Genomic DNA, 13,233 nt, shown 5'->3' with positions numbered 1-13,233 from the left:
GAGAGGCGTCCACCGTCGTGGTGGGCGCCTCTTCGCGTTGTCAGTGGCGCCTGCCATGGTGGGGGACATGGAGATCGACGGAGGTCTCGACATCAGGGTCGAGACGGAGAACAGGCAGACGCACAGGCGCATTTCGGCGCTACGACTGCGGGAGCTGGTGGCCCGGATCGGAGACGCCGGCGACCGCTTCCTGGTCGTGCAGCGGATACCGGACCTCCCGGACGTGTTCGCGCAGGTGTGGCACAAGGAGGGCGGGGACTACCGGCTCGAACACCGGCTGAGCGAGGCCGAGTTCTACGGTACGAACCTGGACGGCCCGGACCGGGTGGCGGATCTCCTGACCGCCTGGGCACGGCAGGCGGGGGCCGGCTGGGACACGGGCGTCGACTGGGAGCCGGTCGACCTGGGGCCCCGGGAGGAGGTGCCCGAACTGCCGGACGAGGTGCGGGAGAAGGTCGAGGAGCGGGTCCGGACGCGGCTGCGCTGCGGCTACGACGACCGGCGGATGCTGACCGAGATCGCCGAGGAGTGGCTGGTCACCGGTGACGAGCGGCCGGTGTCCCGTGCGCAGGCCGGGCGGCTGGTGGACCGGCTGTGGCTGGAGCGGGTCGCCGAGCAGGCCGACTGGGCCGGCGTCACCGATCCGGACCGGCTCACCCGTGCTTTCGAGGCGCTGGACGCGAGCGGCATCACCGCCCGGGAGAACTTCGCCTGCTGCCGGGGCTGCGGCCTCGCGGAGATGGGCGCGGAGCGCGGGGACGCCCGCGGGTTCGTCTTCTTCCACGACCAGGTCACCGAGCACGCCGTCGCGGGGTACGGCCTCGCTCTGCACTACGGCGCGTTCGACGGTTCGGCCGGGACCACCTCGGCCGTCGGGCACGAGATCCTGGCCGCGCTCCGTGGCGCCGGGTTGTCCGCCGACTGGGACGGCGATCCGGACAAGGCGATCGAGGTCAAACCGCTGACCTGGCACAAACGGCTGGAGGGATGAGGGGGCGGCGTCGACTTCGCGCCAAGGAAGCGTCCAAGCTGTGAGAGGAGGGTCCTGTCACGGGGCTGTGTCTGCTTCAATGGGCTCATGGCCAGCTATCAGAAGTGCAGCGCGACGGGTCGCCATGACCTCGAGCCCTTCTGGCCTTCCCGTCAGCACCATGACTTCGACCGGGTGTGTTGTCGCGCGATGAACGCGCCGGCCCTCTAAAGCCGAAACACCCTCGGCCTCCGGCCTGCGCGACTCGACGTACGTCCCCTCGACGAACCTCTCGCGCGAAAGAGCTGACCTCTCATGGCGATCATCCGTTCCCTCCCCGCTCTCCCCTCCGCCCCGCTCGACACCCCCGCCCCGAACGCCCCACGGCACCATCTGCGCGCCGTGGACCGGGACGAGGTGATCGACGTCGCCGAGTTCCTGCCGCCGGGCGCCACCTGGCTGCCCGCGCCGCCCCACACGCTTCCCACGCTGCCGGGGCAGCCGCCGATGGTCGGGTACCTCGTCCTCATCCCGGCCGACAGCCCGCACCTCACCCGGACCGACCCGGTGGTCCCGCCCCTCCCGGCCGAGGCCGAACCCCTCGTCCGCATCGACACCGTGCAGCGCACAGCGCAGTTGAACGGCGCGGAACTCGACCTGACGTACCTGGAGTTCGAGCTCCTCGCCCATTTGGTGGCGCACCCCAACCGGGTCCACACGCGCGACCAGTTGGTCACCACGGTGTGGGGCTACGGACATGTGGGCGACGGCCGTACCGTCGACGTCCACATCGCCCGGCTACGCCGCAAGCTGGGCGTCGAGCACCGCAAGGCGATCCAGACGGTGCGGCGGGTCGGGTACAAGTACACGCCGCCGACCGCCCGTTGATCTTCGGTGGTCCGGTGATCTGCTGATGGCAGATCGGCGTTCCGTTCCGTGGGCCGCGCGGGCAGAGTCGTCGGTATGAGACTTCTGGTGCTGGGTGGTACGGAGTTCGCGGGACGGGCCGTCGTGGAGGCCGCCCTCGGCCGGGGCTGGGAGGTGACCGTCCTCAACCGGGGCCGACATCAACCCCCGGCCGGGGTACGGGCGTTGCGAGGTGACCGCACCGCGCCCGGCGGGCTCGCCGCGCTGGTCTCCGGCGAGTGGGATGCCGTGATCGACACCTGGTCGGCGGCGCCGCGCGCGGTCGACGACGCGGCGCGGCTGCTGGCCGACCGGGTGGGCCGGTACGTGTACGTGTCGAGCTGTTCGGTGTACGCGTGGGCTCCGCCCTCGGGGTACGGGGAGGACGCGCCGCTCGTCGAAGGGGCCTTGGCCTCCGCCGACAAGACCGATTACACGCGGGACAAGCGGGGCGGGGAGCTTGCCGCGCTCGGGGCGTTCGGGGCGGAGCGGTCGGTTTTCGCTCGGGCCGGGCTCATTCTCGGGCCGTACGAGAACATCGGGCGGTTGCCGTGGTGGTTGGGGCGGGTCGCTCGGGGTGGGCCGGTGCTGGCGCCCGGGCCTCGGGATCTGGCGCTTCAGTATGTGGATGTGCGGGATCTCGCGGAGTGGTTGCTCGGGTCTGTGGAGCGGGAGTTGAGCGGGGCGTACAACCTGATCTCGGCGCAGGGGCACGCGACGATGGGGTCGTTCTTGGACGCGTGTGTGGGAGTTACCGGTGGGGCGGCCGAGTTGCGGTGGACCGCGCCGGAGGATGTGCTCGCGGCTGGGATCGAGCCGTGGACTCAGTTGCCGGTGTGGATTCCGGCGGGGAGCGAGGGGTACGACGCGTTGCACAGTGCGGATGTTTCCCGGGCGCTGGGTACTGGGCTGACGTGTCGGTCTGTCGAGGAGACGGTGGCTGACACGTGGGAGTGGTTGCGGAGCGTGCCGGAGTATGCAGGGCGGGTGGGGGTGGGGCTTGACCCTGCTGTGGAGGCGAAGGTGTTGGGGGTGCCGTTGGAGGGGTAGTTCGTTGGGTGCGGGTCGGTGGGGGCTGGTCGCGCAGTTCCCCGTGCCCCTAAAGACCTAAGAGCCTCGGCCGGCCGGTGTTGGTAGCTACACCCCCACCACGGTGGGCGGGCCCCGTGACCTGGCCTGGCTGTTCCGTGAGACTGAGCCCATGGACACGAAAAGCGAGAGTGGGCGGGCCCGGGGCGTTCTCATGGCAGGGATGCGTGCTCTCGCCCTCGCCCTCATCTCTCTCGGCGGTTCACTCACCCTCTTCGTCCTCACCGTCGTCTCCCTCGCGCTCATCCCGGCCGGCGTCGGGCTGATCACCACGCCCTGGGTCCTTGCCGGTGTGCGAATGCACGCGAATCTGCGGCGGCTGCTCGGTTCGCAGTGGTGCGAGGTGCGTATTCCGGTGGCGTACCGGGCCGTCCCGGCCGGTGCGCGGCCGTGGACCCGGACCTTCCGCATGCTCGGCGATCCCGCCACCTGGCGGGATCTGCGGTGGCTGCCCGTCGACATGGTCGCGGGGTTCGTCACCGCGTTGGTGCCTGCGGCGCTGGTGTTCTATCCGCTGGAGGGCTTCGCGTTGGCGTTCGGGCTGTGGCGGGTGTTCACGGACGGGACGTATGTCGGGTGGTGGTACGGGTTCGTGCCGGTGAGTGGGCAGGGCAGTGCGCTGCTCGCCGGGTTGCTGGGGGTCGGGATTCTTGTCGCCTCCTACTTCCTCACGCCCGTGCTGCTGCGGGTGCACTTTCTGCTGACCCGTGCCGTGCTCGCCCCGGGCCAGGGTCAACTCGCTGAGCGGGTAAGGGTGTTGACCGAGACGCGGCGGGACGCGGTGGACGGTTCGGCCGCTGAGCTGCGGCGGATCGAGCGGGATCTGCATGACGGGGCGCAGGCCCGGCTGGTCGCCATGGGGATGGATCTCGGCACCATCGAGGCGCTGTTGGAGAAGAACCCCGCCAAGGCCCGGGAGTTGCTCGCCCGGGCCCGGCAGTCCTCCGCCGAGGCCCTCGACGAGCTGCGCGATCTCGTTCGGGGGATTCATCCGCCGGTACTGGCGGAGCGTGGACTCGCGGATGCCGTAAGGGCGTTGGCGTTGCGGATGCCGGTGCCGACCGAGGTGTCGGCGGAGCTCGGGGGCGGTCGGGCCGACGCGCCGGTCGAGTCGGCCGCGTACTTCGCCGTCAGCGAGGTGCTCACCAATGCCGTGAAGCATTCCGGTGCCGATCGGATCTGGGTCGATATGCGGTATGCGGCAGGGGCGTTGAGGGTCTCCGTCACCGACAACGGGCGGGGTGGCGCTGTGGTCGGGGGCGGGTCGGGGCTCTCCGGGGTCGAGCGGCGGCTGGGTACATTCGACGGCGTCCTGGCCGTCAGCAGTCCCGCGGGCGGTCCCACCATGGTGACCATGGAGATTCCGTGCGTGTTGTCCTAGCCGAAGACCTGTTCCTGCTGCGGGACGGGCTGGTGCGGCTGCTGGAGGCCTACGACTTCGAGATCGTCGCGGCCGTGGAGAGCGGGCCCGAACTCACCAAGGCACTGGCCGAGTCGGCGCCCGACGTCGCCGTGGTCGACGTACGGCTGCCGCCCACGCACACCGACGAGGGGCTGCAGTGCGCGTTGCGGGCGCGACGGGAGCGGCCGGGGCTGCCGGTGCTCGTGCTGTCGCAGCACGTGGAGCAGTTGTACGCGCGGGAGCTGCTCGCCGACGGGACCGGCGGGGTCGGGTATCTGCTGAAGGACCGGGTGTTCGACGCGGAGCAGTTCGTGGATGCCGTGCGGAGGGTGGCGGGGGGTGGGACGGTGATGGATCCGCAGGTCATTCAGCAGTTGCTGGCGCGGCGGGCCGCCGACGACCGGCCGCTGGGGCGGTTGACGCCCCGGGAGGTCGAGGTGCTCGAACTGATGGCGCAGGGGCGGTCGAACGCGGCGATCGCGGGGCAACTCGTCGTCACGGAACGGGCGATCGGGAAGCACACGTCCAATATTTTCGCCAAACTGGGGCTGGAAGTCTCGGACGACGACAATCGCCGCGTGCTGGCGGTATTGGCCTATTTGGACCAGGGACGCTGAGCACTACCTGTGAGTCGATCACAACTGCCGGTGTTTAAAGGGCAGTTGGGAGGGGACTTACCCAAGAATCTCTCATCAGTTTCTGAGACGGCTGAACACTCCTGGGACCCCCTGCGTATCAAAGGGCGCCGCTTCACTCCTGTCGGGCGCCTCGCTGCCCCGCAAGGAAGTCAGAGGAGTTCCATGGGACGCAATGATCGTAAACGCCGTACGCCGCTGGCCACCAAGGCCATTGCCGCATCGGCTGCCCTAGCGCTCGGTGGGGGCGGGCTGCTCTGGGCACAGATGAACGCTTCGGCGCACGAGTCCAACTCGTCGGGGCAGAACCAGACCAAGGCCGCGGCCGCCGCGGCGCAGGTCGCCACGATCGCCTGCCCGGACGTCGGCCAGCAGCTGACGAACGTGCCGCAGAAGGCTCGTCAGGGTGTCGCCACCGAGCTGGCGAACCTCGACAAGCAGATCACCGAGGCCTACGCCCGGCTCGCGTCGACGCGTCAGGCCCAGGCGAATGACGCGAGCTTCGTGCAGAACGCGATCGTCGGCCCCCTCAAGGAGAAGCGGGCCGCGACGATCGACCGCATTCGCATCGACATCCAGCGAGTGGGCGGCACCGTCAACGCGACCGCGCTGAAGCAGCTCGCCGCCTGTACGACGCAGAACGCCACCAACACCACCACGGCGGGCGGCGGCAAGAACAACGGCGGGGGCAAGAACAACAACGGCGGCCAGAACAACGGCGGTCAGAACACCGCCGCGCCGAGCGCGAGCGCGAGTGCCTCCGCGGCGCCGCCCGCCAACAACGGCGGCCAGGCCGGCAACGGTCCGACGGCGGCAGACTTCGTGGACATCACGAAGGTGGCGAACAACGTGCTGGCGAAGCCGCAGAACAGCGGCCAGGCTTCGACCGGTTCGTTCACCACCAAGTGCGGTGTCAACGCGAACAAGAACCACAACACCGACAACGTCATCGTGGCGCCCGGCGTGACCAACGGCGCGCACCACGAGCACGACTACGTCGGCAACCAGAAGGTCAACGCGTTCTCCACGAACGACTCGCTGCTGGCCGCCCCCTCCAGCTGCCAGAACCAGAGTGACCTCTCGGCGTACTACTGGCCGGTCGTGCGTGTGCAGGACGGCTCGCAGGAGTTCGACGCCAACGCGGACGGCGGTGGCAAGGAAGGCAACGTCGGCAAGATCCTGACCCCGCAGTCGGCGCAGATCAAGTACGTCGGCTCGCCGGCCAGCAAGGTCGTCGCGATGCCGCAGTTCCTGCGCATCATCACCGGTGACGCCAAGACCCTCACCAACGGTCTGGCCAACGCCAACGCGCACTGGAGCTGCACCGGCTTCGAGGACAAGGTCCAGCTGACGGAGCAGTACCCGATCTGCCCGCAGGGCAGCAACGTGGTCCGCACCTTCGCGTTCCAGAGCTGCTGGGACGGCGTCAACATCGACAGCGCCAACCACCGTACGCACGTGGCCTTCGCGGACCCGGCGAGCGGTGTGTGCGGGAACGGCTTCAAGGCCATCCCGCAGCTGACGATGCGCCTGGTCTACAAGATCACGCCCCCCACCCTCCAGGCGGACGGCACCGTGAAGAACGCCTACGCGGTGGACGGATTCCCGGAGCAGCTGCACAAGCCGTCGACCGACCACGACGACTTCATCAGCGTCACCAAGAACAACCTGGCGGCGAAGATCGCCAACTGCGTGAACTCCGGCAAGAAGTGCCAGTGAGCGCGACTAGCAGCCGGTAGGACCCGGTAGCACGAAAGCGGGCGGTGGGTTTCTCCCACCGCCCGCTTTCGTGTGTCCGTCTTTCGTTTGTCCGTACGGGAGTTCAGCTGGTGTGCTTCGAGTGGTCGACGCCGATCTCCTCGTTGCCGCCGAGCGTGGTCTGCAGCTTCTTGACGATCGCGTCGGTGCCCACGGCGACCCACTTGCGGCCGACGAGATAGAAACCGCCGTAGTCCTTCGCGTCGTTGATCCACTCGCGCTGGCCGCGGTCGGTGGCGAAGGTCGCGAGGACGAACTTGCCGTAGCTCATCTTGCAGATGGCCTGGCGGAGTTCGTCGGCGTCGGTCTGGATGTCGGGCGTGCACTTCACCTTGGCGGCCAGGCTCTCCAGGCTGCCGGTGGCCTCCGTCGGCACGGTCGCGGCCTTGGTGTCGGCACCGCACCCCACCAGCGCCAGCGCCGCCGCGGCGCCGGCCATCGCGAGCATCGGTCGGGTCAACCTCATCTGTCGTTCCTCCGGTCGTCCGGTCAACAAAAGCATGCCGCGACGCACCCCGGCGAGGGGCCGTCTCATCCGATACGGCCCCGAAGCGCCCAGCGCTCAAATCCATGGTCATCGGCCGGCCGCGTGTGCGAGGGTGACGCCCATGGATCAAGAGGGCTGGGAAAGCCGTGTGACCGCCGCCTGGGCGGCTTTCGAGGACTATCCGGAGGAGCGCGCGGCGGAGTTCCGTGCCCTGATCGACGCGCTCGTCGCCGAACTGCCGGACGGCAGTCCGCTACGGCCGTTCGAGCAGGCCTGCGTCTGGGACTCCACCGGGCACTCCGACAAGGCCGCCCCGCTGTACCGGGAGGCGCTCGCGCGCGGGCTGAGCGAGAACAGCGGCTACAAGGGACGCCGGGCGAAGATCCAACTCTCCAGCTCCCTGCGGAACATCGGGCAGGCGGAGGAGGGCGTCAAGCTGCTCACCCCCGAACTCGACGCTCCCTCGGACGAGTTGGACGACGCGGTCCGCGCGTGCCTCGCCCTGTGTCTGTCCAGCCTGGGCCGCGACCGCGAGGGCCTGTCCCTCGTGCTGGGCGCCCTCGCGCCCCATCTGCCGCGCTACCAGCGGTCGATGGCGAACTACGCGCGGGCCCTGGTCGGGCCCGAGGCCTGAGTCGCCCGGGCGGCGGTGACCAACTCACCATTCGCTCGTTTTGCTGAACGTGCAGTCACAGGATGTCGCCAAGCGCCCCGCAGCTTCACCCACCGACCCGGTCGTCGATGTCGAACAGGCCGAGGCCGCGCTCGTCGAGCACTATCCACGGCTCGTCCGGCTCGCCTATCTGGTGCTTCCCCCGAGCCTCGGCCGCAACCGGCGCGTCCTGACGGCGCACGCCCTCGTCCAACGCGCCCTGCCCAGAGGCCGCGCGTCCGCGTCCGTGATCCCGGCCCAGTCGACCGGCCGCGACGTCGACCCCGGCTACGCCTTCGTCCGCCTCAACGTCGTCCGTACGGCACTGGAGGCGGGCCTCCCGCTGTCGTTCCGCGCCTGGCCCAAGCGTTCCCAACTCCCGCCGCTGCTCCCCCAGGTGCGGGGTCTGCGGCTCTTCCCGCGTTCGGGCGGCGCCGACGAACTCGCCCTGGACCAGCGGCTGTCGGCCCTGTCCGGCCCGGCCCGCGCGGTGTACGTGCTGCGCGGCCTGGAGAAGCTGCCCGACGGCGACGTCCGCAGAGTGCTCGCGGCAGCCGGCGTAGAAGGAGAAGAGGTCGACGAGGCGCTGCGCGAGGCGGACGAGACGCCCGCGCAGTACGAACTCCTCGACTCCCCCGAGTTCGACCCCTGTTCCCTGCACGCGCGGCCCACCGACCTGATGCGCCGCCGTCAGCACGGCAAGGCCGCGCTCGCCGCCGCGGCGGCCGTCGCGGTGTGCGGCGCGCTGCTCGCGATGCCCGGCGGCGGCTGGGGCCCGGACGGCGCCGCCGCACCCGCGTACGCGCAGAACCCGGCGTCCCAAGCCGCCCTGAACCCGGGCAAGTTGATCAGGATCGCGCCCACGGCGTGGCAGTCCTCCGCACGCGAGGACTTCTCCGTCTGGCCCGCCCGCGGCGACCTCACCGAGAACACCGACCTGCTGCGCCGCGCCCTCGCCGTCTGGGCCCGCCCCGGCGAGTCCGTCCAGGTCTCGGCCACCCCCGGCACCCCCTCCGGCGGCCCCGCCGGACCGCCCCAACTCCTCTACGCCGGCACGGTCGACAACGCGCGCGTGGTGATCCTCTACGACGGTCTGCGCATCGCCCGTTACGCCGAACCGAAGGACGGCACCAAGGGAGCGGCGCTGGACTTCGCGCGCGTCGACGGCGCGACCGGGTCCGAGGCGAACGCGGTGGTCCTGGACCGCGCCGACGGCAACGTCCGTTATCTGACGGCCCCTTGGGTGAAGAAGGCGGCCGAGCGCGACCTCCAGAAGCCGAACGCCGGCGCGCTGCCCATGACCCTCACCGACGGGATCACCTCGCCGCTGGCCAGCCCCGCGCAGGCGACCGGTGCGTGCACGTCGTGGAACGTGCTCCAGCTGACCGACGACACCGGCACCACCCGCCTGATGAGCGACCTCGGCGAACTGGTCCCGGCGCACCTCACCGCCGGACGCCCCGGCTCGGTCCACGAGGTCTCCGGCGCGGCGGCCCAGCACGCCTGGGCGCCCTTCGCCTGCTCCCTCGGCGCGATGCGCTCACTCGGCGTACGGACCGTGAACGCCTGGCAGTTCGCCCAGCAGCCGCTGCCCGACGCGAGCGGCGCGGCGGACTGGGTGTGCACGCGGGCGGAGACCTGGCAGGGCGGCGGCGAGCGGGTGCTGGCCCAGTTCCGCACACCGGGCGGGATCTACGGCGCGGTCGCCGCGAAGGCGCAGGGCGTGCCGGCGTGCGGGGCGCGTGACCCGCACGTGCTGGCCGGGGTGCTGTGGAAGTCGGCGGCGGGCCATTGGTTCCTGCTGGCCGCGGGCAGCAAGGGCACGGAGGCGGTCACGGCGACAGGCGGGGTGAACGGCTCGGCCCGGGGCGCCCTGCTCGCCGTGAAGACCAAGCAGGGCGTTCAAGCCGAGCTGAAAGGCTCCCTGGATGACGGCAGGACGATCACAGGCCTGCGCTAACGGTCCGCGGAAAGACCTGTTGAGCGCCGGGCGAGGTCTCGCGCCCCAAAGGGGCGCGGGGAACTGCGCGACCAGCCACGACGGACCCGCACCCAAAGAACCCTGCCCTAGCTGACATTCGCGTCAACAAGTCCCCGCACAAGGCTTCCCCAGAGACTTACTCGTCAGTACATTGACGCCATGCCTAACACGCCGCTCAAGGCCCGAAAGGTGTCCTTCTCCTGGGAGGGCACCCCGCTGCACTGGGTGCCCGGCGATCCGTTCACCACGCACACGATCAACGTGCTGCACCTGCTGCTGCCCGCCGGTGAGCGGTGGTTCGTGCACGTCTACAAGCAGGTGCTGCCTCTTATCCGGGACGAGCAGCTCCGCGCGGACGTGATCGGGTTCATCGGCCAGGAGGCGATGCACTCCCAGGCGCACGACGAAGTCCTCCCGCACCTCAAGGAGTTGGGGCTCGACCCCACGCCGTACACCGCGCAGGTCGACTGGTTCTTCGAGAAGCTGCTCGGCGACCGCACGCTGCCCCCGGGCAAGGCCCGGAGGTGGTGGCTGCTGGAGCGGGTCGCGATCATCGCGGCGATCGAGCACTACACCGCGTTCCTCGGCAACTGGGTGTTGAACGCCGAGGAGTTGGACCGGCGTGGCGCCGATCCGACCATGCTGGACCTGCTGCGCTGGCACGGCGCCGAGGAGGTCGAGCACCGCTCCGTCGCCTTCGACCTCTTCACGCACGTCGACGGCAGCTACCGGCGCCGCGCCCGCACCTGGGCGACCGCGTTCGCCGCCCTGATGTTCCTGTGGCAGCGCGGATCCCGCTTCTTCATGGCGAACGACCCGACCCTCGTCGACGCCCAGGTGAGCTTCAAGGACTTCTACGTCGCCGGAAAGCGCGGCACCCTGCCCGCCACCGGGGACATGCTCAGGTCCATACCCCGCTATCTGAGCCGCGCCTACCACCCCTCGCAGGAGGGCAGCACCGAGCAGGCCGTCGCCTACCTCGCGTCCTCGCCCGCCGCGGTGGCCGCCGAAAAGAGGGCGGAGTAGTGCCGAAGCCGCTCACCGTCGCCGTCCTGGCGGGCGCCGCGCTCCTGACCCGCCGCGCGCTACGGCGCCGGGTGCGGGCCTCGCCGTTGTGGCCGCTGCCCGCCCTGGACCCGCCGATCTCCGGCCGGCCGCGCTCACGGGCACTGAAGCTGACGGTCGCCGCGCGGGAGACGGTCGCCGAGGGTGTCGTACAACTGCGCCTGCAAGGAAGGGACTTGCCGCGGTGGGAGCCCGGGGCGCACATCGATCTGGTGCTGCCGTCGGGGCTGGTGCGGCAGTACTCGCTGTGCGGGAACCCGGCGGACACCTCGTCGTACACGGTCGCGACGCGGCTGGTCGAGGACGGGCGGGGCGGGTCGCGCGAGGTGCACGAACAGGTGGGCGTGGGCACGGAGTTGGAGGTGCGGGGGCCTCGCAATCGCTTCCCGCTCGTCGACGCGCCCGCGTACGTCTTCGTCGTCGGCGGGATCGGGATCACCCCGGTGCTGCCGATGCTGCGGGCCCTGCCGGAGGACGCCGACTGGCGGCTGCTGTACGTGGGCCGTACGCCGAACTCGATGCCGTTTCTTGGGGAGTTGACGGAGTTCGGTGCGGAACGGGTCACCGTGGTGAGCGGGCGGCGGCCTGAACTCGGGTCGCTGCTCGCGGAGTTGCCCGAGGGGGCCGCCGTCTACTGCTGCGGGCCCGAGGGGCTGATGGCGTCCGTGGAGGAGCGGTTCCCGGACGTGCGGCTCGAACGGTTCGCGCCCCGGGCCCCGTTGGGCGGCGACAACCGCGGCGATGCGGCCTTCGAGGTCGAACTCCGGCGCAGCGGGCGGACGTTGACCGTGCCCGCCGACTCCACGGTGCTGGCCGCCGTGCGGGCGGAGCTGCCCGACACGCTCTACTCCTGCGAACAGGGGTTCTGCGGAACCTGCCAACAGCGGGTCGTGGAAGGGGAGGTGGAGCACCGGGACGAGCTGCTGACGGACGCGGAGCGTGATGACTCGATGCTGATCTGTGTGTCCAGGGCCCGTGGTGAGCGAATCGTGTTGGACATGTGAACGACCTTGGGCGGGCCGGGCCGTTGGGGGCCGGTTCCGATCGGTAAGGTGTTCGCATGAGTACCGGGGTTCGCCGCAGGATGGGAGTCGAGGAACGACGACAGCAGTTGATCGGCGTCGCTCTCGATCTGTTCAGCCATCGCTCGCCCGACGAGGTCTCCATCGACGAGATAGCCGCGGCCGCGGGCATTTCCCGACCTCTGGTCTACCACTACTTTCCCGGCAAACTCAGCCTGTACGAGGCCGCGTTGCAGCGTGCCTCGGACGATCTGGCCGGGCGGTTCGTGGTCGCCCAGGAGGGCTCGCTGGGGGGACGGCTGCTGCGGGTGATGGGTCGGTTCTTCGACTTCGTCGACGACCACGGGCCCGGTTTCGCGGCGCTGATGCGCGGCGGTCCGGCGGTGGGCTCATCCACCACCAACGCACTCGTGGACGGGGTGCGGCAGGCCGCGTATCTCCAGATCCTGTCCCACATGAAGGTCGAACAGCCGCCCGCCCGGCTGGAGTTGATGATTCGCTCCTGGATCTCGCTGGTCGAGTCGACGGCCCTGATCTGGCTGGACGGCCGACGCATCCCGCGCGCCGATCTGGAACGCCAACTCGTACACGACTTCGGGGCGTTGGCGGCGGTGAGCGCGGCGTACGACGACGAACTGGCCGCGCTGCTGCGGGAGTCCCTCCGGAACGAGCCGGGCGACGGGCCGTTCACCGACCTCGTCGTCCGGCTGGTCGCGCTGGCGTCCTAGCGGCCGTGGAGCAGGCGCTAGGGCCTGTCCGGCGGATCCTGTCGCAGACGCGGGGCCTGGCACGCACCAGGCCCCGCTCACCGGTGCTGATCAGGTGCCGTTGCTCTCCTGCGACCTGATCCGCCGGACAGGTCCTAGCGCTCGAACTTCCGGTAGGACGCGTCCAGTTCGCGCACGTCGGCGGAGGCGTGCAGGACGGAGCCGTCCTCGTCGATGTACTCGCGGAGGAGGTCCAGGACCTTCTCCGTCAGCTTGGACTTGGTCTCCTCGCTGCGTCCGGCGAGCAGGCCGAGGGTGACGTGGACGACGGTGTGTCCCAGCTCGTCGAGGCCCTCGTACCCGAAGGCCGTGTACTCGCTCGGGCGGAACTGCGTCTTGCACGCCTCCGGCTTCGCGGCCGCGATCTCGACGACCGCCTCGTGCAGCGCACGGGCGAAACCGTCCTGGTCGAAGGAGATCGTGTGGGAGTGGTCGACGGTGATCTGCGGCATCAGGCGCTCCTGTTTCTCAGCCAACAACGGGCTCACCCTAGCTCCCC

13 protein-coding genes are annotated in these 13,233 nt (G+C 70.1%); 11 read left to right on the top strand and 2 right to left on the bottom strand.

Going from position 1 to position 13,233, the window contains the following annotated elements:
* The first annotated feature begins 67 nt into the window (after positions 1 to 67).
* The 6 genes from OG504_RS37530 to OG504_RS37505 all read left to right on the top strand — a co-directional run bounded on the left by OG504_RS37530 (position 68) and on the right by OG504_RS37505 (position 6,721).
* Positions 68 to 991, top strand: a complete 924-nt coding sequence (locus OG504_RS37530; protein WP_405993789.1) for a DUF6891 domain-containing protein — start codon at positions 68 to 70, stop codon at positions 989 to 991.
* Between the two features lie 294 nt (positions 992 to 1,285).
* Positions 1,286 to 1,858 (top strand): winged helix-turn-helix domain-containing protein, encoded by a 573-nt coding sequence (locus tag OG504_RS37525; protein ID WP_405993788.1) that lies wholly within the window; start codon positions 1,286 to 1,288, stop codon positions 1,856 to 1,858.
* A gap of 75 nt (positions 1,859 to 1,933) precedes the next feature.
* Entirely contained in the window at positions 1,934 to 2,926 is a 993-nt protein-coding gene (locus OG504_RS37520; protein WP_405993787.1) for an NAD-dependent epimerase/dehydratase family protein, read from the top strand.
* 151 nt (positions 2,927 to 3,077) lie between these two features.
* On the top strand, positions 3,078 to 4,346 hold the full coding sequence (locus tag OG504_RS37515) for a sensor histidine kinase (RefSeq protein ID WP_405993786.1): 1,269 nt from the start codon (positions 3,078 to 3,080) through the stop codon (positions 4,344 to 4,346).
* Positions 4,331 to 4,984, top strand: coding sequence for a response regulator transcription factor (locus OG504_RS37510; protein WP_318015915.1), 654 nt, complete (start codon positions 4,331 to 4,333; stop codon positions 4,982 to 4,984). Before OG504_RS37515 ends, OG504_RS37510 begins: the two co-directional genes overlap by 16 nt.
* A gap of 183 nt (positions 4,985 to 5,167) precedes the next feature.
* Positions 5,168 to 6,721 carry a DUF1996 domain-containing protein gene (locus tag OG504_RS37505; RefSeq protein ID WP_405993785.1) on the top strand — a complete coding sequence of 518 codons (1,554 nt, stop codon included), beginning with the start codon at positions 5,168 to 5,170 and terminating at the stop codon, positions 6,719 to 6,721.
* Positions 6,722 to 6,824: 103 nt separating this feature from the next.
* Here OG504_RS37505 and OG504_RS37500 read toward each other — a convergent pair whose 3' ends face one another.
* Positions 6,825 to 7,226 carry a hypothetical protein gene (locus OG504_RS37500; RefSeq protein ID WP_199811068.1) on the bottom strand — a complete coding sequence of 134 codons (402 nt, stop codon included), beginning with the start codon at positions 7,224 to 7,226 and terminating at the stop codon, positions 6,825 to 6,827.
* A gap of 142 nt (positions 7,227 to 7,368) precedes the next feature.
* Between OG504_RS37500 and OG504_RS37495 the strand changes: the two genes are divergently transcribed.
* The 5 genes from OG504_RS37495 to OG504_RS37475 all read left to right on the top strand — a co-directional run bounded on the left by OG504_RS37495 (position 7,369) and on the right by OG504_RS37475 (position 12,695).
* Entirely contained in the window at positions 7,369 to 7,881 is a 513-nt protein-coding gene (locus OG504_RS37495; protein ID WP_405993784.1) for a tetratricopeptide repeat protein, read from the top strand.
* Positions 7,882 to 7,930: 49 nt separating this feature from the next.
* Positions 7,931 to 9,859, top strand: a complete 1,929-nt coding sequence (locus tag OG504_RS37490) for a hypothetical protein (RefSeq protein ID WP_405993783.1) — start codon at positions 7,931 to 7,933, stop codon at positions 9,857 to 9,859.
* A gap of 180 nt (positions 9,860 to 10,039) precedes the next feature.
* On the top strand, positions 10,040 to 10,906 hold the full coding sequence (locus tag OG504_RS37485) for a metal-dependent hydrolase (RefSeq protein ID WP_405993782.1): 867 nt from the start codon (positions 10,040 to 10,042) through the stop codon (positions 10,904 to 10,906).
* Positions 10,906 to 11,949, top strand: a complete 1,044-nt coding sequence (locus OG504_RS37480; protein WP_405993781.1) for a PDR/VanB family oxidoreductase — start codon at positions 10,906 to 10,908, stop codon at positions 11,947 to 11,949. Before OG504_RS37485 ends, OG504_RS37480 begins: the two co-directional genes overlap by 1 nt.
* 56 nt (positions 11,950 to 12,005) lie before the next feature.
* Positions 12,006 to 12,695 carry a TetR/AcrR family transcriptional regulator gene (locus OG504_RS37475; protein ID WP_405993780.1) on the top strand — a complete coding sequence of 230 codons (690 nt, stop codon included), beginning with the start codon at positions 12,006 to 12,008 and terminating at the stop codon, positions 12,693 to 12,695.
* 134 nt (positions 12,696 to 12,829) lie between these two features.
* Here OG504_RS37475 and OG504_RS37470 read toward each other — a convergent pair whose 3' ends face one another.
* The gene (locus OG504_RS37470; RefSeq protein ID WP_405993779.1) at positions 12,830 to 13,186 is read right to left on the bottom strand and encodes a 5-carboxymethyl-2-hydroxymuconate Delta-isomerase; all 357 of its coding nucleotides are present in this window, start codon (positions 13,184 to 13,186) and stop codon (positions 12,830 to 12,832) included.
* Positions 13,187 to 13,233 lie beyond the last annotated feature (47 nt).

The sequence above is a fragment of the Streptomyces sp. NBC_00986 genome, assembly GCF_045162565.1.
GTDB lineage: Bacteria > Actinomycetota > Actinomycetes > Streptomycetales > Streptomycetaceae > Streptomyces.
This window is presented reverse-complemented; position numbering and strand designations above follow the sequence as displayed.